A 21,561-nucleotide genomic window follows, 5' to 3' on the forward strand; every position below is an offset into this window, starting at 1 on the left:
TGCGTTTAATATAAATCTACAATCAATACGACAACCGCCTACCATTTTGCGAAATGATCTTCTGCTAAGCCCATTATCTTATCGATTTCAATCACGTCATCTTTTAGACGAATCTCACCACTATAAAAGCCAAGCCATTGCTCAAATATACTGGCAAGCACACCAAAGTTATCTGTCTTTTTATAAACGGTTATCGGCGTGAAAGTTAAGTCAATATCAACATTGCTCCAGCCTAGGTTTTGATGATAGATGCGCCAAGGCTGTCGCGTATTATCTATGGTTTTAGCATTATCATCCTGCTCATTAGCTGGCAACTTTAAACCATCACGGACAAACATCACAGGCGGTAAATAATAAATCTGCCCATCCAGCCAGCACGCATTTTCGCTAACCCCTGTTTCATTGACGCCCATCGCTAGATTTAGGGCAAAATGACGACCGTCTGGCAAATAACTATTGATACAACTCCAAAACCAATTGGTCTTGTGACGCATATAGCCAAGCGTCCAATCGAGATTGGCGATAGTCGTTTCGGAAAAGTGGATTTGTTTGGCTTGAGCATCAGTGTTAAATTTTGAATGGGCTTTAATAAGCAAATGACCAGCTAGAGCAGTTAACGGTTCTTTTTGAGTAAAGGTCCAGCCACGCCTGCCCGTTGGTGTGCAGACTGCTAATGGCGCTGCTTGCCGCTGTAGCGTCGCATCAAGCGTAATGTGTTTACTGTCCAATGCTACTGCGATTTTTGATGGCGTAAAATCCAATGTTAATGTGAGATTACTATGGGTAAATGCCATTTGCCCTTGATAGCAATCGCCTTCTAACTGTGTGTGATGCATCAACGGCTGCAATGCTTCACAAACCTCTAACTGCTTAGTCTCATCATTATAAAGATAAACAAAGGCACTGGTTGCCAACTTAATCGTTGCCAATGCCAAACAAATCCGATAAGGCGGCTGGATAATTTGAATAAAGCAGAATTGATTGGCTTTTAACTCTTTGCGCCAGTTTGGCAGCGCCTTTTGCGAAATAAGATGACTGTGATAGTCCAAATAATTGATATTTTTAACGTGAGCAAAAACACCAAAAATAGGCTGACCATTTTGAATAAGCTCGTTAAGAACAGCTGGCTTAATGCTGGTAGATAAGTGTTGCTGATCTTGCTCATTACGATTTTGATTCATGATTGAGGCATCCTAGCCAAATTTTTCTAAAGGTACTATTTTTCCTTGATAACTCACGGCAGTATGTACAGTTTTTCTTTTTGCCTTCGCAGAACCCACAAAAAACGCTGCCGTTATCACCTTAACTTCAATGCTGGTCAATCCATCTGCCAACCTTTCCGTCACATTTGCTGATGGCGTTTGCTACTCCCGTCTTTAGAGTAGCAAACGGCCATCAGTTGATTGTTTGAGAGCTCAATCGCATATATCGGCGAACGGAATAATTTCAGTCACCTATACTGTTTGGGAATATTATCTAAATGTCGTTGATAAATTGATAAGCTCGCAATATTCCCTTTTTAAAACCCAAATCCTTGCAAGTTTTTATACTTAGGCTATTTAGCTATCGCTAAAAATCATCGAGAACCGTTATAAAACTATTAAAAAATACGCTTATCATTGACAGGCTTAGCGAATTTATTAATATTGGCTTCGATATTTTTAGCAATGCTAAGATAGTACGGCGCAAACTCATCATCGGCTAATACGCTTGGCTCACCTTTATCCACTTGTGCACGAATACCGCTTGCCAATGGCAACTGACCTAACAGCGGCACCTGATATTGCTCAGCGATTTTTTCGCCGCCACCTGTGCCAAAGATAGCTTCGGTATGATTACAGTTACTACAGGTATGCAGTGCCATGTTTTCGACCACGCCGAGTACTGGGATATTGGTTTTGTTAAACATCTCAATACCTTTTTGCGCATCAAGTAAGGCAATATGCTGCGGCGTCGTGACAATCACGGCACCCGTTACGGGAATACGCTGAGCTAGCGTGAGCTGAATATCGCCCGTACCCGGTGGCATATCAATCACTAAGTAATCCAGCTGCGGCCAGTTGGTTTGATTATACAGCTGCATCAGCGCACCAGTGGCTTTTGGTCCACGCCATGCAACCGGCGTATTATCTCCATCGAGTAAGCTACCAATCGATAGCATTGCCATGCCGTGCGCATTGATAGGAACAAACTGCTCGTTTTCCAGCTCAGGTTTGACATTATCGACGCCCAGCATCGTTGGCATACTAGGACCATAAATATCAGCATCTAGTACGCCAACACGGTTGCCTAATTTTTGTAATGCTAAGGCAATGTTGACCGTGGTAGTGGATTTACCAACACCGCCTTTACCCGATGCCACGACGATAATATGACGAATACGCGGATGCGCGGCGAGTGACGCTTGTGTCGGTGCGGCTTTGGTAATTGGTGGTTCAACAGTAGTATTGCTATCAGCATTTGCCGCTGGTTTATGTTGATTGTCCATGGCATTAGTGGTTTTTGGCATTGCTTTTGGCAGACTTGACCTCGAGCCTTTCGTCGGTGCGGGCAGACGAACATTCATGTGAATGGTTTTAATACCGTGCGCATGTAACAGTTGCCCAAGTTCTTGTTGGATAATTTCAGGATTACTATTTACGGGTAGACGCAAGTCTAAGGTGAGCTGGTCACCATCACGCTCGAGCCCCGTTACCATGGTGGCAATACTGACAGTACCTACCTCATAACCAAGCAGCACCTTGTCCACGGCACTATCGCGCTCTGCTCGCTGCTCTGGTGTTTCTGATTTTTTGGTGGAGGTTTTCTTCATAAAGTTAAACATAGCGACTATTACTGCCTATACAAGTGGGTGGGCATGGCAAAAACTCAGCGAATACTGTCGTGAACAATACTGCTCGTGAACGTGTTAGCCAGACCTTTTATAGTGACAGTGTAGCTGAATTACCACTATAAAAAAACCACAACGCTAGTGGGACTAGGCTTTATAGCAGCATTAACCGATAGACAAAAACTGTGAAGCAATAAACAAATAAATAAGTACACCCGAGGCATCACAGACAGAGGTAATCAAAGGCGCACTGGCAGTGGCAGGGTCAAAACCCAATTTATTAAGCACAAAAGGTAAGCTCATACCAATCACACAACCAATCATCACCACCGACATCATACTCAGTGCCAGCACTAACGACACCACTGCATCACCACGTACATAACCGATAATTGAGATAGCCACCGCCATCGTCGCCCCAAGCATCAACGCAACCACCGCCTCTCGACCCAATAATGAAAACCAGTCACGCATGACCACATCGCCAGTCGCCAAAGCTCGCACCATCAAGGTCGCTGACTGCGAGCCAGCGTTACCGCCACTGTCGACCAATAAAGGTAAAAAGAACACCAATACCAAATTGGCAGCAATCACATCTTCAAATTTTGCAATACTAAAGCCTGAGAGCAAGTTACCAAATACCAAAAACACCAACCAGAATACGCGCTTACGGTATAACACTCGAACGCTTACATCTTTTAATTTGCCAACCATTGTCGAGATACCGCCCGACTTATGGAAATCATCGGTTGCCTCATCACTCGCCACATCCATCGCATCGTCGTGGGTAACAATACCGATTAAAGCGCCACTATCATCAGTAATAGGCAGCGCAATTAAGTCATAGCGAGCCACGACTTTCGCAATGTCTTCTTGATCATCATTGACATTACAAGACACTACTGTAGTCATCATAATGTCATTAATCAGCTGTTCAGGAGCCGCTAAAATAAGTACTCGTAAAGAGACAACGCCTAATAACTTACGCTCGTCATCAATCACATAAGCATGATAAATAGTCTCGGCATCAGGTGCTTCTAGGCGCAGTGCTGCCAATGCCTCAGAGACAGTCATATGAGCAGCTAAAGTCGCATAATCAGACGTCATCAACGCACCAGCAGTGCGCTCCTCATAGGCAGATAACTTACGAATATCTTCACGTTGTGCCTGTGCCAAGGCGGGTAACAAAGCATCCCGCTGCTCCTGATTTAGGTGCTTATATAAGTCGGTACGCTCATCCGCAGGCATCTCGCCTACTATCTTTGCTAATACAGCCCGAGGAAATACATAGGCAAGTGCAACCTGAATATCCGTTTCTAAATAGGAGAACACGGTAGAACGATTGGGCAGATGCTCAAGTAGCTGCCATGCAAGATTTGGCTCCATGAGTGCTAGAACATCGGCAATATCAATCGGGCGCAAATTTTGAAGTTGATTGATTGATTGCTCAAACTGCTGTTGTTCGATAGCACGGCTTAATTTTGCTGCAAGCGTTTTTGCAAAATCCTTATCATTCATTATACTTACTCCGTGCAACCCGAAACGCTATTCAAGCGCTCATAAAAAAGAGCCAATCTAATTGGCTCAAATTAATATAAAACTAGATGCTAATGGATTGGTCTTTTATTAGCAAGCCCATGATTCTTAAACCAATCAAACAGCCCGCAAACCCATTAATTCACCACTCAGTTAATTCATAAACCACCCATGACTGGCAACGATAGACTGACCTGTAAATACATTGCTCGGGAAGGCTGCTAAAAACAATGCCAATTGGGCAATATCATCGACGGTCGTGAATTCTTTATCTACCGTATTCACCAGCATAATATCATTGACTACAGATTCTTCACTGATACCTTTTTCAGCCGCTTGTTGCGGAATTTGCTTTTCGACCAATGGCGTTTTGACAAACCCTGGGCAAATCACATGCGCGCGTACATTATGCTTAGCGCCTTCTTTTGCCAATACCCGGCACAGCCCAAGTAACCCATGTTTCGCTGTGACGTAAGGCGCCTTAAACATGGATGCTTCATGCGAATGGACTGACCCCATATAAATGACCGTACCGCCTTTGTCATCTTTATACATATGCTGTATCGCCGCTTTGGTGGTCAAAAATGCCCCATCCAAATGAATGGCAAGCATTTTTTTCCAATCCTCAAACGCCATTTTATGAATCGGGTCAATTATTTGAATGCCAGCATTAGAGACAAGAATATCAATACCACCAAAGGTATCGACAAGCTGCTGTACACCGTCATTAACGGCAGCTTCAGACGTTACATCCATGGCAATGGCAAATGCGCGTCCGCCTGCCGCTTCAATAGCGTCAACGGTTTTCTGAGCGGCTTCAAGATTAATATCAGCAATACCAACTGCCGCACCTGCCTTCGCATAAGTCTCAGCGATATCACGTCCGATACCGCTGGCAGCGCCGGTGACCAATGCCACCTTGCCAGTCAAATCTTGTTGTAATTGGTTCGCCATATATTGTCCTTAATAATAGGTAGTGATGCGAAGTTATGAGGTCAACCTGTAAGTAAGCCACTAAAATATAGTGGCTATTAAATAAAATATTAATCAGCCTTTACACTATTAGGTAGTGTATCAAAACTATTGAGCAATGCTCACTGGCGTCTTTTCTTGTAGCTCATCAAAGCTAACACCTTCTGCCAGCTCAACTAGCTTTAGACCGTTGTCAGTGACGTCTAGTACAGCAAGTTCGGTAATAATCCGATCAACTACCCCTTTGCCCGTCAATGGTAGCTCGCAATTGGCAAGAATTTTTGGCTCGCCGTGTTTATTGACTTGTTCCATTAAAACAATCACGCGCTGCACGCCAGCGACTAGATCCATCGCACCGCCCATGCCTTTGACCATCTTTTTGGGAATCATCCAGTTGGCCAAATCACCTTTTTCTGACACTTCCATCGCACCTAATATTGCAAGATTAACATGACCGCCGCGAATCATCGCAAATGACTCTGAGCTACTAAAATAACTGGCACCCGCTTCGGCAGTGACGGTTTGTTTACCCGCATTAATCAAATCTGCATCGACATTTTCTGCCGTTGGAAACTCGCCGATACCTAATAGACCATTTTCAGACTGTAGCCAAACATCGACATCTTTAGGGATGTAGTTAGCGACTAGGGTTGGTAGTCCAATACCTAAGTTGACATAATAGCCGTCTTGTAGCTCTTGTGCGGCACGGTGTGCCATCTGCTCTCTTGTCCATGCCATGATAACTTCCTTATTTTTATAACGACTCCAAAAAATATAGCGGTGTCAAATTCGCTTAGTCTACTAAATGTAGCACTTTCACTCGTTTTCCTTGCCACTCAAATTTTTAGGAATAGTATTACTATATTCTATTATTAATTTAACACTTTAAAAAATTCTATAAAGCCTTTAACTAAGCGCTTTCGACTGCTTTAGTCGTAGTCTTTTCAATACGCTTTTCAGGATTACTATTCAAGACGATACGCTGCACAAAGATACCCGGCAGGTGCACGTCATCAGGATCAAATGTGCCCGTCTCTACGATTTCTTCGACTTCAACAATGGTAATTTTTCCTGCCATGGCGCAATCTGGATTGAAGTTACGCGCCGTCTTGTTGAATATTAGATTACCCGCTTTGTCCGCTTTTTGCGCTTTGATTAATGACACATCAGCGCGTAATGAGTGCTCAAGTATATAAGTACGACCATCAAAATCACGGGTTTCTTTGCCTTCAGCGACCAGCGTGCCAACGCCAGTGGCGGTGTAAAACGCAGGAATACCAGCGCCGCCCGAACGTAGTTTTTCCGCTAAAGTACCTTGTGGCGTTAATTCAACTTCTAACTCGCCTGCCAAGTATTGACGCTCAAATTCTTTATTTTCACCGACATAGGATGAAATCATTTTTTTAATCTGGCGCGTTTGCAATAGCAATCCTAAGCCGAAGTCATCGACGCCTGCGTTATTACTGATGCAAGTTAACCCTTTAACACCACTATCACGCAATGCGGCGATTAACGCTTCAGGAATACCGCACAGACCAAAACCACCGATAGCGAGCGTTTGTCCATCGCTGACGATACCTTTTAGCGCTTCTTCGGCACTGCTATATACTTTTGATTGACTCATGCTTATCTCCTTGCAAGTCTATTTTTTGTTATTAACTTCTATCATCAATGATTATGAGTAGGTGGCATCACTCAATACTTCCATATTTATATTAATACATTTTCTATCGATATATCATAATTAAAAATCTTGTGCTAACTTACCATATTATTCTCGTAGCGAGAAGAGAATAACCATAGGAATATACAAGCCAGCGCAGTAGCAGTATATATGATGGGTCAATATCTTATTAAGACAGGATTTATGTTTAATAAAATGTCAAATATTGCCTATTTTAAGTAATTTTATTGACCAATATCACCATGTTCTGCATACTCGCTGACTGAACTTTGCCAAGGAGGGCGAGCATGTTTAGTACCTTTGCTATTGTCATTACTTTATTATTATTGATGTTTTTTGCTTATCGCGGTTATTCTGTGCTCATATTAGCACCGATTATGGCGACATTAGCCGTACTATTATCAGGTGATTTTTTAAGCACGATTCCGGCCTATACCGATGTCTTTATGGGGGCGCTAAGTGGATTTTTACTTAAGTTTTTCCCTATATTCTTGCTGGGTGCATTATTTGGGCGTTTGATGGCAGACTCTGGTGCGGCGACGGCGATTGCCAAAACCGTGGTCGAAAAGCTTGGTGCTAGCAAAGCCATCTTAGCGGTTATCTTAGTTTGTGCCATTTTAACCTATGGTGGCGTCTCTTTATTTGTCGTGGCATTTGCTATTTACCCCATCGCCAAAGACTTGTTTAAAGCCGCTGATATTCCTAAGCGCTTGATTCCGGCAGCGATTGCCTTAGGCTCATTCACCTTTACGATGACTGCTCTGCCAGGCACGCCTGCCATTCAAAACGCCATTCCGATTCCTTACTATAATACCAACGTTTTTGCCGCGCCTATCTTGGGTATTATCGGCGGCACCATCATGTTTATTTGCGGTTGGTTATGGCTACAATCACGCGCCAGAAAAGCCAATGCAGCAGGCGAAGGCTATAGTCAGCATGACGAAGAGGATGTGGGCGGCGTTGGCGCAGCCAAAAAAGAAACTGAGGTATTAAATACGCATCACACCTCATTTACTATTGCTATGATTCCACTAGTGTTGGTCATTGGCTTAAATGCTTTATTAACTTACGCTGTCTTTCCATCAGTGGATTTTAGCGGCTTACAAGCTCAGTTTCCTGATCTAAATATCGCAGGCTCACTGGGTTTATGGTCAATTATCATCTCGTTAGTCGTGGCTTGTGCGGTGTTAATTTTGTTACGTATCGGTCATTGGAATAATCTGCAAAAAACTATCAACCGTGGTACTTATGATTCGATGTTGCCAATTTTTAATACCGCCTCAGAAGTTGGTTACGGCGCGGTTATCGCCTCGTTAGCAGGCTTCCTCATCATTCGTGATAGTATCTTAAATCTAACGCCTGACAATCCTTTAATCTCAGAAGCGGTGGCGATGACCACGCTGGCTGGTATTACTGGCTCATCGTCTGGTGGTTTAAGCATTGCCCTCTCTACGTTGGGTGAAGACTATTTAAGAATGGCGGTCGCAGCGGGTATTGACCCAGAGCTCATGCACCGTGTTGCCGTGATGGCAGCGGGTGGTTTGGATACGCTACCGCATAGTGGCGCTGTCATCACCTTACTTGCGATTTGTGGTTTGACCCATAAGCAGTCTTATCTGAACGTCGCCATGGTGACAATGGTGATTCCACTTATTGCTGTGGTCGCCGTTATCATTTTAGGGACAATGTTTGGCTCGTTCTAATGTCCTGAAATGAGGCATTTATTAAACCTTAAAGATAATTAAATGTAACGATTATTGCTTGATACCAAATAGCCCACTGAGCGATTGCTTGGTGGGTTTTTTATGCATGCTTTCTCATTACTACCTCTAAATACAACCGACTATTTATCTCTCATAATTGATTGACACTCTATATACCGTATAGAGTTAATCGCTTTATTAGCGACTATATTAATTACTCAGGTAATGTCACAAATTTGGCCGAATTACGGTATCATAGGCACACTTTTTTAAATTTTCTCTTTTTTATAAGTTTTTAAACGTTTTTAGCATTAATGATTTAATATTAATCATATCGCGCCTGCTCGTCATAAAGCGCTTAAGACGTTTGATAACCAACCCGTTTATATAAAAATATAGGTGATGAAAGTGCGTGAGATTCTAGTAACCAGTGCGCTGCCCTACGCCAATGGCTATATCCATTTGGGGCATCTTGTAGAATATATTCAGACCGACATTTGGGCGCGTGCCATGAAAGCGCAAGGCCATCAGGTCACTTATGTCTGCGCAGACGATGCACACGGTACGGCAATCATGCTCAAAGCAGAAGCCAATGGCGTCACGCCAGAGGAACAAATTGCCTCGGTGAAAGCGTCGCATGAAGCAGATTTTGCTAAATTTTTGATTAACTTTGACAATTATCACAGCACCCACTCAGAAGAAAACAAACATTTTTCTGAGCTGATTTATCGTCGTTTAAATGATGCTGGGCATATCAGTACCAAAGATGTCGAACAATTATTTGACCCTGAAAAACAGCTGTTTTTAGCCGATCGTTTTGTCAAGGGTACTTGCCCTGAATGCGCAGCGGCAGACCAATACGGCGATAACTGTGAAGTTTGCGGTACCACCTATGATGCAACGGATCTTAAAGACCCGCATTCAACGTTATCAGATGCCACGCCTATTCTGAAAACGTCCAAGCATTACTTCTTCAATTTGCCTGAATTTGAGCAATTCTTAAAAGATTGGACGCGTAGTGACAATCGATTGCAAACATCGGTCGCCAATAAGCTACAAGAATGGTTTGAAGCAGGTCTGGCAACGTGGGATATATCTCGTGATGCGCCCTACTTTGGTTTTCAGATTCCAGATACCCCAAGCGATGAGCCAGACAAATATTTTTATGTTTGGCTAGATGCGCCAGTGGGTTACATGGCGAGCTTCAAAAACCTCTGCGATAAACGCGCAGGTACAGACGAGGCGCTTGATTTCGACCGTTATTGGATGCAAGAAAACGAGCATAAAACCGAGGTGTATCACTTCATCGGTAAAGACATCGTTTATTTCCATGCGCTATTTTGGCCTGCCATGCTAGCCGGTAGTGAGTTCCGTACACCAACGGGTGTTTTTGCTCATGGCTTCTTGATGGTCAATGGCGAAAAAATGAGTAAGTCACGCGGTACTTTTATTAAAGCCGAAACGTATGCTGATCACTTACATCCTGAATACTTGCGTTATTATTTTGCTAGTAAACTGTCTGATAAAGTCGAGGATATCAACCTTGATTTAGAAGATTTCATGCAAAAGGTCAACTCTGATCTAGTCGGTAAAGTGGTCAATATCGCCAGTCGCAGCGCTGGATTTTTGGTGAAGAAATATGACGGCATGCTAACAGAGATCTGCGCTGAGCCAAGTTTATTAGAAGACATTACCAAAACGGGCGATGAGATTGCTGCCGCTTACGAGAACCGTGAGTTTTCGCGTGCCATGCGTTTAATTATGCAATGTGCTGATAAAGCCAATGAATATATCGATGAGAAAAAACCATGGGCGCTTGCTAAGGTCGAAGGCGCAGAGCAAGAAGTTCAAGATGTTTGCTCGGTCGCGATTAATATCTTCCGTCAATTAATGGTTTATCTTGCACCAGTATTGCCTGAGCTAACCGCCAATGCCAAAGAGTTTTTGAACATTGACGACTTAAGCTTTGCCAGCCGTAATGAGTGGCTATTGGGGCACAAGATCAATAAGTTCAAACCTTTGATGCAGCGTATCGAAGAAAAAGACGTTGCCGCGATGGTTGAGGCGTCAAAAGAATCTTTGGCTCAAACGGCTGCTCCAGTGGCTAGCAAAGCCGTTGCTAAAAAAGATAATAAGTCAGCAAAAGAAGCTGGTACTGATATAGATGCTGAGACAAATACTGAGCAAACTGACTATATCGGTATCGAAGACTTTGCCAAAGTTGAGATGAAAGTCGCTCACGTTTTAGCCTGCAATCATGTCGAAGGCGCAGATAAGCTTTTACAATTTACCTTGGACGTTGGCGAAGACAAACCGCGCAATGTGTTTAGCGGCATTCGTAAGTTCTATGAGCCTGAGCAATTGCTAGATAAAAAGGTCATTTGCGTGACCAATCTTGCTCCGCGTAAGATGAAGTTTGGTGTCTCAGAGGGTATGGTACTATCAACTGGCAATCCAAAAACCCAGCTGACGGTGGTTACTTTACCTGACAACTGCGTGATTGGCGATGTGCTTGCTTAATAGTTAGGCTTACTCAACAAACAAAAAAGATGTCCAACTGGGCATCTTTTTTATTGTCCCAAAACTATCGCTGGTCAATCGCCAAAATCAGTGCTTATATAGAAGATAATATCGATGAATATTGATTCAGCACGTTCTTTATAGAGGTAATGACAAACGTGTTTTAATTTCTTATTGCCATAAGTTACATTACTGTCATAATATGGACGTAATGATCAATGGATTGATTACTTTGATGTTAGCCCGTTATCTCAGCATGCACATAACATTGACTCGGGTAACCTGCACTCTCTAACCTATGAGCCCCAATAAAATGACCTTTGCTACTACTTTACGCTTCAGCCTATTCGGTGCTGCTATGAGCGCCGCGCTTGGATTAATTGGCTGCTCAAACACGACCGACACTGCTGCAACGACAGATACCAGTGCCGCCGCAGATTCTGACAAGCCTGCCAAGACATTAGCCATCACTCAAATCGTCGAACATCCTTCGTTAGATGCGATGCGCCGCGGCATTATTGATGAGTTGGCAGATAATGGCTATGTTGAAGGCCAAAATCTAACCATTAATTTTCAAAGTGCTCAAGGCAATACAGCGACAGCAGGTCAGATTGCTAAGCAGTTTGCAGGAGACAATCCAGATGCCATCGTGGCAATCTCGACGCCATCAGCTCAGTCTATCGTTGCGTCAACTAAGACGGTTCCGGTTATTTATACGGCTATCTCAGACCCTGTCGCGGCAAAGCTCATTAACGAGAACAATACGCCTATCCAATCTAATGTGACAGGACTATCTAGTGAGCTACCTATCGAGCCGCAACTAGACAATATTCAAAAAATTGCGCCCAATGCAAAAACCATTGGCTATGTTTATAGTCCAGGTGAGGTCAATTCGGTGGTGGTACTCAATCAACTTAAAAAAGCTGCGCCTGCGCGTGGGCTTAAGATATTAGACGTCACCGCCAATCGCCCGACGGATGTGGCCATGGCGACTCGTAGCCTTGCTGGTCGTGTTGATGTGATTTATACCTCACTAGATAATAATGTGGTATCCGCCTTTGAAGCGATGGCAGGTGCTGCCAATGAGCTTGATATTCCTGTCATTGCCTCAGACGAGTTTAGTGTGCGACGTGGTGCGACTGCGGCGCTTGGTGTCAATGATTATGACTTTGGTCGTACCACAGGCAAAATGGTGTATCGTGTGTTAAATGGCGAAGCAGTTAGTAGCGTTAAGCCTGAAGTGATGAATACCTTAACCTTATATGCAAGCCCGAAACATGCGGCTGAGCAAGGCGTCAGCCTGACTGATGAGCTGCTCAAAAATGCCATTAATGTCGACAAACAAGCGCAGAGTTCGGATAAATAGTACAGATAAATAGTTCTGACAAGTAGCACTGACAAATAACATTTAGCCTTCTATATTGATGGCTCGCTTTACCCTTTACCCATCTATACCTTTTATCTATAAATTAAATAATGTACGGACACATTATTATTTTCAGGAGTGAGACCCATGTTGTATCAAAATCGTTTTGGTCATTTTAACTTTAGTAAAGCACTATTATTAGGTGGCGTTTGTACGGCCATCTTGACTGGCTGTAATCAATCAGCACAAGATACCAGTACCACTGATACAGCTGCTACTGGCGATGCAGCCACAGCGATGAAGACCGTCGCTATTACGGCTATCGTCGAACATCCAGCGCTTGATGACGTCCGTAAGGGCGTTATCGACGAGCTTAATGAAGCAGGCTTTAAGGATGGTGAAAACTTAACGGTTAATTTCCAAAGCGCACAGGGTAACACTGCCACTGCTGGACAGATTGCTAAGCAATTCGTCGCAGACAATTCAGACGTTATCGTTGCGATTGGTACTCCATCAGCGCAGTCAGTAGCTGCTGCTACTAGCAGTATCCCTTTAGTATTCTCAGCAGTCACTGACCCAGTTGCCGCCAAACTAGTGACAAAACTAGATGGCTCTGGCACCAATGTCACTGGCGGCTCTGATGCACTGCCTTATGAGCCACAAATTGAGCTGATGCGTCAAATCATTCCTAGCCTAAAAAATGTCGGCTATGTTTATAGCCCAGGCGAAGTCAATTCAACGATTATCTTGAAAAACTTAAAAGAAAAATTGACACCACTAGGTATCAATGTACTCGAAGCGCCTGCCCAGCGCAGTACTGATATTGCGATGGCAGCACGTAGCCTCGAAGGTAAGGTCGATATGATCTATACCTCAACCGATAATAACGTCGTATCGGCTTACGAATCACTATATCAAGTCGCTAAAGAGAGCAAAATTCCACTGATTGCGTCTGACACTAGCTCAGTTGAGCGTGGTGCCGTTGCTGCATTGGGCGTGAATTACTACGAGCTTGGTCGCGAAACAGGCAAAATCGTGGTACGTATTTTAAATGGTGAAAAAGCAGGCGCTATACCTGTCTACACCCCGCAAATGTTGGATCTATACGTTAGTCCAAAGCATGCCAAAGAAGAAGGCATTACTTTGTCACAAGCGGTTATCGATAAAGCAAAAGAAGTGGTAGAATAACGCACTTTTATAGCTAGCTCATTACAGCTATCATAAGGTAGATACCGAGTTTGATGGATTTGGTGTCAGCCGTCATCTACCGTTATGCGATGAGGCTAAATGTTTAACATCAGAAACCCAGCTATGAATCAGTAGGCTGGGCTTCTTATTTAAACCACATTGATTAAATATAAAGTATTTGTGTCATTTCTAAATTTGCCCTTTTTTCAATCAAAGCTTTGAACCTAGGTAGCTTATGATAGCTGTTGATCGTGACATGTTTTGGTTTACCCTAACCGCAGATTGTTTAATCTGTTAAATTCACCGCTTAGTCGTTTAGCTAAAATTGACGTATAGATGAGACAGTGCTGATCTATATTACGCACTCATTCTATGAATCGATATTAGAACGTTAGTTGCTAAACGCTTGGTTATGACTTACTGATCTCTTATGTCTTTAATTGCTTTTTTTGGTGCACTTGAAAGCGGTCTGATTTATGGCCTAGTAGCACTTGGTGTGCTGATCTCATTTCGCACCCTCGACTTCCCCGACTTGACCGCTGACGGTAGTTTTCCACTAGGTGGCGCTGTCGCCGGTATTTCTATCATCGCTGGTGTCAACCCATGGCTTGCCTGTGCTTTTGGTATGTTGGCAGGTTCCATCGCTGGTATTGTTACGGCATGGCTACACGTCAAACTTGGCATCCTGCAACTACTTGCCAGTATCTTGGTGATGGTCGCACTATATTCTATCAATTTACGGATTATGGGTGCACCGAACTTGCCATTATTGGGTGAAACTACGGTCTTTAGCACCTTGGTCACGGATGGCAACGGCTATTGGATGCGCTGTCTGATTATTGGTGTCGTGGTGATAGCTGCCATGTTATTTTTAAACTGGTTCTATAGCACCGAAACGGGTCTTTCGATGCGGGCGACGGGCTCCAACCTCCGCATGGCACAGGCGCAAGGCATCAATACCTCATGGATGACCATCATTGGTATGGCGATTTCTAACGGTTTGATTGCTTTAGCAGGTGCATTGTTTGTGCAAACTCAAGGTGGCGCAGATATCTCGATTGGTATTGGTACCATTGTCATTGGTTTGGCAGCGGTCATCATTGGTGAAACCATCATTCCTGCCAAGCGTATTTGGCTGATTACCTTTGCCGTGGTCGTCGGTGCGGTGCTGTACAAGCTATTTATTCAGGTGGCGCTATCGAGCGATACGCTACGTAGTATCGGCTTTGGCCCGCAAGATTTAAACTTGATTACAGCGCTACTCGTCGTATTTGCCTTGGTATTGCCAAAAGCTAAAAATAAATTTTTAAGTCGTAAAGTTCGGGCTTAATGTCAATGTGCAACCATAAGGAATAATTATTATGATGCAAGCTACAGATTTGCGGTTGACCTTTAATCCTGGAACGCCCATTGAAAACCCTGCCCTACGCGGTATCAATCTTAATATCGCTGATGGAGAATTTGTCACCGTCATCGGTACCAATGGCGCGGGTAAATCAACCTTTTTAAATGCAGTCAGTGGTACCACGCGCGTCGATAGTGGTTCAATCTTATTAAATGGCATTGATGTCACCAAAAAGACTGCGCACCAACGCGCTCATTGGGTGGCTCGTGTGTTTCAAGACCCGATGGCGGGGACTTGTGAAGCATTAACCATCGAAGAAAATATGGCGCTTGCCTATAAGCGCGGCGGCAAACGTGGTTTAAGCTTTGCGCTAAACCAAAATAACCGTGACTTATTTCGCGAAAAGTTATCAGTATTAAAATTGGGGCTAGAAAATCGTTTGACCGACCGTATGGGTCTGTTATCCGGTGGTCAACGTCAAGCTGTTAGCCTATTGATGGCTTCACTGCAACCTTCCAAAATTTTATTGCTTGATGAGCACACTGCTGCCCTCGACCCTAAGACTGCTGCTTTCGTTTTAGAATTGACCGATAAAATTGTGACGGACAATCAGCTTACAACGATGATGGTCACGCACTCAATGCAGCAGGCATTGGCGCATGGCACCAGAACGGTGATGTTACATCAAGGACAAGTGGTATTAGATGTGGCTGGCGATAAACGTCAAGGCATGACTGTACATGACTTACTTGATATGTTTGAGCAAACTCGCGGCGAAAAAGTCGAAGATGATAGCTTGATATTGAGTTAAATAACTTAGCAAAATTCTTCAACTCTTGAAAAAATAGAACGTCTGTTTAATATCAGGCGTTTTTTTATGACTGCTTTAATTGATACGACTGTCTTAATTTTTAAGCATCAAGCAATACTAATTTTTGAATCAACTCACTGACATGTTGCGACTGCATTTTTTTCATCACTTGTGAACGATGCACCTCTACCGTACGGACGGAAACGTCTAAATGATCAGCAATATTTTTATTCAAATTACCTTCTAACAATTCATTGGCAACCTGCTTTTCTTTATCGGTCAGCTGCGCATAAAGCTTTTTAATATCATAAAGCGTGGCGCGTTTTAGAGCGAGGTCTTGTGCACATGCAAGCGCTTCTTGTAGCCGGCGGCTATTAATCGGTTTTTCCAAATAATCAGCCGCACCTTGCTTCAGCATATTGACAGCATCAGCAATCTCGCCATTTCCCGTTAGCGCTATCAATGCCATAGGGCTATCCTGTTGACTAAGGTGCACTTGTAGCGCTTGACCACTCATCTCTGGCATCATCAAATCACTCACAATCACTGCTGGGCGATAGATATTAACTTGTTGCAAAAACGTCAGCGCACTTGCCCACACTTGGGTCGACAGCCCTAAGCTGCTAATCAAAAAATCACAGGACATGCGCACACTTTCTTCGTCATCAATGATATGAATGATAAGCGATTCTGGCGTAATACCTGATGAATCATCAGACAGATGACTGTTTTTATCTTGCCAGCACGTAGGCTCATTTGAGAGTTGATTAGACGTCATATGTGACCTTATGGCTAAATACATTATTGATATTCATTAGAGTTTTTCGTCGTTATTCGCTAAAGATAATGGCAGATAAAAAGATATTTGTGCGCCCACCGTGTTTGACAGTCGATAGTTAGCATTGGTTTGTAGCAGCTGGATTTTACCGTTTAAGCTACGTTTAAAGCGGTGCTGCTCGCTGCTCATTACTTGGTCAACTTGCTCAATTTCACGTTCGGCATCAATATTATTTAGCTGCATCATACCGCCCAGCGACTTGCATAAGCGCTGACATATCATCAGTCCTAATCCTAGACCGCCTGCTTTCGTTGATTGAGTAGCATACTGACTGGGTAGGTTCTCTGGTAGGTACTGTGCTTTAAGCTGGGCTTGATCAAAGCCGCCAGCATCATCGCTTAGATGCAGTACCAACCATTGCTTGCCATCGTGTTCCTCTGCCTGACAGCGTAGCATGATATTGGTCGCCCCTTGCTGCGCAGCATTGGTCATGCTATTTATCAGTAACTGATCTAATAATAAATTTGGCAAGGTTAAATGCTGATAATCACTTGCCAGCCAAAAATTGATACCTACTGCTTGCTCATCCAATAATAAGATGCACTGTTGATAGATAGCTGCGATATCGACACGAGTTTCATTCGCTTGCGACCGTCCAGCCCAGCGGCGGATATTAGTCACCACAGCAGCGACGCGTTCTGTTTCATTGACAATCTGCTGTAGAGCATTCTCTGTTGCCACATTATCAGGTGACGCTGCCTCGACCGTCTTTTTGGATGAATGCGCTTGTTGACTGCGTATCAATAATCCTTGCGCATAATTTTGAATGGTTGCCAGCGGCTGATTGATTTCATGAGCGATAGCACCGCTCATCTCACCGATGACCGCAAAGCGCTCTGATTGGTGTAACTGCTGATCATAATCACGGATTAGTCTATTTTGCCGCACTATCTTTTTTTGCCGCCGCCATGCCAGCCAGCTCATCCAAGCATAATTTACTGTCGATATCAGGATAACCAAAATAATCACAGCCATCCATAATCGATGCGCCTTTATCCAGTCGATCATATGCGCGCTCAGCTGCTTTTGGGCGGGATGGCGATTCATCTCATAAAGGATGCGCTCAGCATCGCTACTTGATTCTGCTGGCAACCAGCGCTGCTCTAATTGACTCTTGCCAAATAGATGTTGATTGATCTGGCGCACCAAAGCATCTGGCGCTTGCTCGGTCGCTGCCAATGTCCAATTTGGGTATATTTTCGTTGAAGAATGGCAGCTGGATACAGTGGCAACTGGATGAATGAGACGGTATTGCTTGTCATTGATTTGACCGCGCCTTGCCATCTCCTCCATCAAACAAAGCGGCGTAATGGCAGCGTCTACCTTGCCGCTAGCCAAGGCATGCAAAGTGCGCTCTATCGGATAACCGACAAACTGTGTTTGGTAATGACTTGGCATAATGCCATTTTGCTGTAATAAATGTGCGCCCAATAAATAACCGCCAAATGCGTCATTGTCGACGGCAGCAATATGCCGTTGCTCCAAATCCTGCAAACGATAAATATCAGTGTCGGCAGCGACCCATAAAGCACTGGCGACCTCTTCCATCGCACTCGGCTGTTTTAATGGCGTATATTCATTTAGCTTATTAAATTCATTGGCGAGGGTGACTGTCGTCGATAGCTGATTTTGCGATTGTTGCCCATTAATACCCTCAGCATCAAATCCTTGATTGCTAAAAATTTTATCACGAGAACTTCTATCACGAGCGTTTTGCGCATTGCTATTTAATTGAGCCGTCTCTGTTTGTAAGGTAGCCAGCCAGCGCCACCTGATGGTATTCATTTTTATAAACTGTACTTGCGGGCCAAGCACTAGCGCAAACTGCTGTGCTTCTATTTGCTGTTGCCAATTCTCCAGCGCCAAAGGTACCAATATCACGGTGTCATCTGATAACTGATCATTAAGCTCGTCAAGCCAGGGCTGCCAGCGATTTTGTGCGGCTGTCTCGCCTTGCGGTGCCAACACACCTAAATAGTAAGTCTGGGCGGTGGCATTAGATAGCGGCAACCAAGCAGCCCATGCTACCACGGTAATAAAACAAGCCTTTAAGATAGTCCAAATTTTAGACTTTTTATGCATACACCTAGCCTTATATTTGACCTACCAAACGTACACTATAAGTAAAAACCTTAATTATAATGTGGTTTTCCACAATACCACAATATTACCCGCTACCCTATACTAGATGACAGTTGTGTAACTTTTAATTCGCTGAGCTTAAATCACAAAGATTCGATTTCAATTTTGATTTCAATAAGAATGGTTAATACACCTCATAAAATATGGGTGATGAATTATAAGCTTAGTAAAAATATCTTATGGAGGGCGGGCTTATGAAAAAATGGCCACTGATTATAATAATAGCAGCCATCATCGGGCTGGTGGTTGCCTTTATTATTGGGCAATTACTGCCAAATATGCGCACCAACAGTAGCGATATCGAGGTCAATATCACTGATCCTGCTCTCATCAAGCAGGGCGAATATATCGCGCGCACTGCTGACTGTGTCGCGTGTCATACCACGCTCGATGGCGAGACTTATGCGGGCGGTCTGCCTATGCTAACGCCACTTGGGGCAATTTATTCGACCAATATCACACCCGATCAAGAAACTGGCATCGGCAACTATAGTTTCGACGACTTTAAAAACGCCGTTAAGCATGGTGTACGCAGTGATAATAAAGCCTTATACCCTGCTATGCCGTACCCCTCTTACCAACTCATGCCAGACGAAGACTTAGCCGCGATGTACGCTTTCTTTATGTCCGATGTCAAAGCCGTCAAACAAGCCAATCTAAAAAGCGAGCTACCTCCGATAGCAAACTGGCGCTGGCCTTTGGCATACTGGCAGGTCTTATTTGATCGCAAGCGTGACTTTGTCCCTGAGACAGACGACGCACTATTGACTCGTGGTCAATACTTAATCGAAGGTCCTGGGCACTGCGGCTCTTGTCACACTGGGCGCGGTATTGGCTTTCAAGAAATCGCTCTAAGTAATGCAGATTCTAACAAGTATTTGAGCGGTGCCATCATCGATGGTTGGCGCGCCAAAAGTATCCGCGGTGAGCATCGCGGACTTGGCACTTGGACAGTTTCAGAATTAAATGACTTCTTCAAAACTGGGCGTACTGATACCACGGCTGCCTTTGGTGCCATGGCCGAAGTGGTTGAGCATAGTACCCAGTATATGACCGACTACGACATCAACGCCATGTCATCCTATCTTAAAACATTGACGCCAGCACCAAACAAAGAAGCCACACTGCCAGCGAAAAAAGACCTCACCACACAAAAATTACTAGATGGCGACTATGATTCACGCGGTTCGATTTTGTACGCCGAATATTGCCAAATTTGTCACCGTGTCGATGGTAAAGGAGTCGCGCGTATTTTCCCAGCACTTGATGGCAATAGTGCGGTTTATTCTAACAATGCCGATTCGGTACTACAGATTACCTTAAGCGGTGGTCGTATGCCTGAAACCCCACATGACCGTATGGCATTTACCATGCCTGAATTCAGCAATCTTAGCGATGCAGATGTGGCAGAAGTAGTCAATTATGTCCGTAATAGCTGGACCAACCAAGCGCCTGAAATCGATGTCGATGATGTGGTAAAAATGCGGGCTTTCCTCGCCAAAAAACCAAAAACCAGTACGGATATTGCCCCAGACTTAAGTATTGATGCGCAAACAAAAGGAGCAGAATAATGAAAAAATCTCCACTCAACTTGCCTACTATTGCTAGCGTTGTCTCTCAAAAAATCAATATAAGCAACTTAACCACTGCTATCCTTACTGCTTCAGTGCTTAGTATCGCCGCTATCAGTAGTGGTTGCTCGCAGCCCGAGCCTATCGAGCAGAATGCGCCTGAGTACGGCTTAGTCACCACTGATGATGCCAACGAAGATATCGGCACTTATGTGCTGCCGCAAGATACGGCTATCTTGGATGAACCAAATGCTGATGAGATATTTTATGGTAAACGCTTATTAAACGAAACCAAGCGCTTACTGCCAGAGCATGTGGGCGCGCAAATGAACTGTAACAGCTGCCATATTTCACAAGGTAAAATTCCACTGGGTGATCCGTACATCAATAGTTATAATTTCTATCCGCGCGTGATGCCACGATCTGGTAAGGAAGTCGATTTAACCAAACGTATTAATGGCTGCTTCCAGCGCTCAATGAATGGCAAACCGTTGAAGCCTGAATCCCCTGAAATGCTGGCAATGTTGGCTTATATGAAATGGCTGTCGCAAAACACCCCAAAAGAACAAAAAGTCGATATCCAAAATGCGGGTAAAGTGGATGAATCATTAACCCCAGACCCTGTCCGCGGCGAACAAATTTATAAAGCTCAATGTGCAACTTGTCATGGTGATAATGGCGAAGGCATCAAAGACAGTCGCGGCGATATCGTGTTCCCGCCACTATGGGGCGATGAATCCTTTAACATCGGTGCTGGTATGGCACGTACTTACAAGGCAGCAGCCTTTGTAAAATACAACATGCCGATGGGTATTCAGACCAAAGGTTTATGGGGTCACGGAAATGTGCTGAGCGATCAAGATGCCGTCGATGTGGCGCACTTCTTTACTCATCAGCCACGCCCTGACTTTGCTGGTAAGGTCAATGACTGGCCAAATGGTAAAAAACCTAAAGACGTGCGTTACTGATATATTAAGAAGATGGCATTTATGAAGACATCATTCTATGCTCGCTTGTGAGTGAGCATAGACACGATAAACCTTTAAGAAAATACA

16 protein-coding genes are annotated in these 21,561 nt (G+C 44.0%); 8 read left to right on the forward strand and 8 right to left on the reverse strand.

What is annotated here, in order from left to right:
• Nucleotides 1-38: 38 nt before the first annotated feature.
• From JMW94_RS07070 to JMW94_RS07095, 6 genes are all read right to left on the reverse strand, one after another.
• The gene (locus JMW94_RS07070) at nucleotides 39-1,181 is read right to left on the reverse strand and encodes a DUF2804 domain-containing protein (RefSeq protein WP_193009389.1); all 1,143 of its coding nucleotides are present in this window, start codon (nucleotides 1,179-1,181) and stop codon (nucleotides 39-41) included.
• A gap of 419 nt (nucleotides 1,182-1,600) precedes the next feature.
• The gene (gene apbC / locus JMW94_RS07075; RefSeq protein WP_201603572.1) at nucleotides 1,601-2,824 is read right to left on the reverse strand and encodes an iron-sulfur cluster carrier protein ApbC; all 1,224 of its coding nucleotides are present in this window, start codon (nucleotides 2,822-2,824) and stop codon (nucleotides 1,601-1,603) included.
• A gap of 171 nt (nucleotides 2,825-2,995) precedes the next feature.
• Complete coding sequence (gene mgtE / locus JMW94_RS07080; RefSeq protein ID WP_201603574.1) at nucleotides 2,996-4,348, reverse strand: magnesium transporter; 1,353 nt, start codon at nucleotides 4,346-4,348, stop codon at nucleotides 2,996-2,998.
• 171 nt (nucleotides 4,349-4,519) lie between these two features.
• Entirely contained in the window at nucleotides 4,520-5,320 is an 801-nt protein-coding gene (locus JMW94_RS07085) for a 3-hydroxybutyrate dehydrogenase (protein ID WP_201603576.1), read from the reverse strand.
• Between the two features lie 126 nt (nucleotides 5,321-5,446).
• Nucleotides 5,447-6,076, reverse strand: a complete 630-nt coding sequence (locus tag JMW94_RS07090; RefSeq protein ID WP_201603578.1) for a CoA transferase subunit B — start codon at nucleotides 6,074-6,076, stop codon at nucleotides 5,447-5,449.
• Between the two features lie 172 nt (nucleotides 6,077-6,248).
• Nucleotides 6,249-6,962: a CoA transferase subunit A gene (locus JMW94_RS07095; protein ID WP_055124355.1), complete on the reverse strand. Its 714-nt coding sequence runs from the start codon at nucleotides 6,960-6,962 to the stop codon at nucleotides 6,249-6,251.
• Nucleotides 6,963-7,309: 347 nt separating this feature from the next.
• On the opposite strand from JMW94_RS07095, the gene JMW94_RS07100 reads away from it, so the two are divergent.
• From JMW94_RS07100 to JMW94_RS07125, 6 genes are all read left to right on the forward strand, one after another.
• On the forward strand, nucleotides 7,310-8,725 hold the full coding sequence (locus tag JMW94_RS07100) for a GntP family permease (protein WP_201603580.1): 1,416 nt from the start codon (nucleotides 7,310-7,312) through the stop codon (nucleotides 8,723-8,725).
• A 402-nt stretch (nucleotides 8,726-9,127) separates the two neighbouring features.
• Nucleotides 9,128-11,245, forward strand: a complete 2,118-nt coding sequence (gene metG, locus JMW94_RS07105; RefSeq protein WP_201603590.1) for a methionine--tRNA ligase — start codon at nucleotides 9,128-9,130, stop codon at nucleotides 11,243-11,245.
• 313 nt (nucleotides 11,246-11,558) lie between these two features.
• On the forward strand, nucleotides 11,559-12,611 hold the full coding sequence (locus JMW94_RS07110) for an ABC transporter substrate-binding protein (RefSeq protein ID WP_109590279.1): 1,053 nt from the start codon (nucleotides 11,559-11,561) through the stop codon (nucleotides 12,609-12,611).
• A 147-nt stretch (nucleotides 12,612-12,758) separates the two neighbouring features.
• Nucleotides 12,759-13,799: an ABC transporter substrate-binding protein gene (locus tag JMW94_RS07115; RefSeq protein WP_109590281.1), complete on the forward strand. Its 1,041-nt coding sequence runs from the start codon at nucleotides 12,759-12,761 to the stop codon at nucleotides 13,797-13,799.
• 430 nt (nucleotides 13,800-14,229) lie between these two features.
• Nucleotides 14,230-15,129, forward strand: a complete 900-nt coding sequence (locus JMW94_RS07120; protein ID WP_201603592.1) for an ABC transporter permease — start codon at nucleotides 14,230-14,232, stop codon at nucleotides 15,127-15,129.
• Between the two features lie 31 nt (nucleotides 15,130-15,160).
• Nucleotides 15,161-15,955, forward strand: a complete 795-nt coding sequence (locus tag JMW94_RS07125) for an ABC transporter ATP-binding protein (RefSeq protein WP_045446787.1) — start codon at nucleotides 15,161-15,163, stop codon at nucleotides 15,953-15,955.
• Nucleotides 15,956-16,055: 100 nt separating this feature from the next.
• Here JMW94_RS07125 and JMW94_RS07130 read toward each other — a convergent pair whose 3' ends face one another.
• On the reverse strand, nucleotides 16,056-16,733 hold the full coding sequence (locus JMW94_RS07130; RefSeq protein WP_201603594.1) for a response regulator transcription factor: 678 nt from the start codon (nucleotides 16,731-16,733) through the stop codon (nucleotides 16,056-16,058).
• 36 nt (nucleotides 16,734-16,769) lie between these two features.
• Nucleotides 16,770-18,875, reverse strand: coding sequence for a PhnD/SsuA/transferrin family substrate-binding protein (locus tag JMW94_RS07135; protein WP_201603596.1), 2,106 nt, complete (start codon nucleotides 18,873-18,875; stop codon nucleotides 16,770-16,772).
• Nucleotides 18,876-19,129: 254 nt separating this feature from the next.
• On the opposite strand from JMW94_RS07135, the gene JMW94_RS07140 reads away from it, so the two are divergent.
• Together JMW94_RS07140 and JMW94_RS07145 are read left to right on the forward strand one after the other, a co-directional pair.
• Nucleotides 19,130-20,506: a cytochrome c gene (locus JMW94_RS07140; RefSeq protein WP_227685446.1), complete on the forward strand. Its 1,377-nt coding sequence runs from the start codon at nucleotides 19,130-19,132 to the stop codon at nucleotides 20,504-20,506.
• Nucleotides 20,506-21,474: a c-type cytochrome gene (locus tag JMW94_RS07145; protein ID WP_201603600.1), complete on the forward strand. Its 969-nt coding sequence runs from the start codon at nucleotides 20,506-20,508 to the stop codon at nucleotides 21,472-21,474. Before JMW94_RS07140 ends, JMW94_RS07145 begins: the two co-directional genes overlap by 1 nt.
• The last annotated feature ends 87 nt before the right edge of the window (nucleotides 21,475-21,561 follow it).

Origin of the sequence: Psychrobacter immobilis (assembly GCF_904846185.1) — a bacterium.
Taxonomy (GTDB): domain Bacteria; phylum Pseudomonadota; class Gammaproteobacteria; order Pseudomonadales; family Moraxellaceae; genus Psychrobacter; species Psychrobacter immobilis_B.

Excerpts from the sequence above, each read along its gene's own strand:
- JMW94_RS07070 (WP_193009389.1), bottom strand. The coding sequence starts at position 1,181 with ATGAATCAAAATCGTAATGAGCAAGATCAGCAACACTTATCTACCAGC.
- apbC (WP_201603572.1), bottom strand. The coding sequence starts at position 2,824 with ATGTTTAACTTTATGAAGAAAACCTCCACCAAAAAATCAGAAACACCA.
- mgtE (WP_201603574.1), bottom strand. The coding sequence starts at position 4,348 with ATGAATGATAAGGATTTTGCAAAAACGCTTGCAGCAAAATTAAGCCGT.
- JMW94_RS07085 (WP_201603576.1), bottom strand. The coding sequence starts at position 5,320 with ATGGCGAACCAATTACAACAAGATTTGACTGGCAAGGTGGCATTGGTC.
- JMW94_RS07090 (WP_201603578.1), bottom strand. The coding sequence starts at position 6,076 with ATGGCATGGACAAGAGAGCAGATGGCACACCGTGCCGCACAAGAGCTA.
- JMW94_RS07095 (WP_055124355.1), bottom strand. The coding sequence starts at position 6,962 with ATGAGTCAATCAAAAGTATATAGCAGTGCCGAAGAAGCGCTAAAAGGT.
- JMW94_RS07100 (WP_201603580.1), top strand. The coding sequence starts at position 7,310 with ATGTTTAGTACCTTTGCTATTGTCATTACTTTATTATTATTGATGTTT.
- metG (WP_201603590.1), top strand. The coding sequence starts at position 9,128 with ATGAAAGTGCGTGAGATTCTAGTAACCAGTGCGCTGCCCTACGCCAAT.
- JMW94_RS07110 (WP_109590279.1), top strand. The coding sequence starts at position 11,559 with ATGACCTTTGCTACTACTTTACGCTTCAGCCTATTCGGTGCTGCTATG.
- JMW94_RS07115 (WP_109590281.1), top strand. The coding sequence starts at position 12,759 with ATGTTGTATCAAAATCGTTTTGGTCATTTTAACTTTAGTAAAGCACTA.
- JMW94_RS07120 (WP_201603592.1), top strand. The coding sequence starts at position 14,230 with ATGTCTTTAATTGCTTTTTTTGGTGCACTTGAAAGCGGTCTGATTTAT.
- JMW94_RS07125 (WP_045446787.1), top strand. The coding sequence starts at position 15,161 with ATGATGCAAGCTACAGATTTGCGGTTGACCTTTAATCCTGGAACGCCC.
- JMW94_RS07130 (WP_201603594.1), bottom strand. The coding sequence starts at position 16,733 with ATGACGTCTAATCAACTCTCAAATGAGCCTACGTGCTGGCAAGATAAA.
- JMW94_RS07135 (WP_201603596.1), bottom strand. The coding sequence starts at position 18,875 with ATGCATAAAAAGTCTAAAATTTGGACTATCTTAAAGGCTTGTTTTATT.
- JMW94_RS07140 (WP_227685446.1), top strand. The coding sequence starts at position 19,130 with ATGAAAAAATGGCCACTGATTATAATAATAGCAGCCATCATCGGGCTG.
- JMW94_RS07145 (WP_201603600.1), top strand. The coding sequence starts at position 20,506 with ATGAAAAAATCTCCACTCAACTTGCCTACTATTGCTAGCGTTGTCTCT.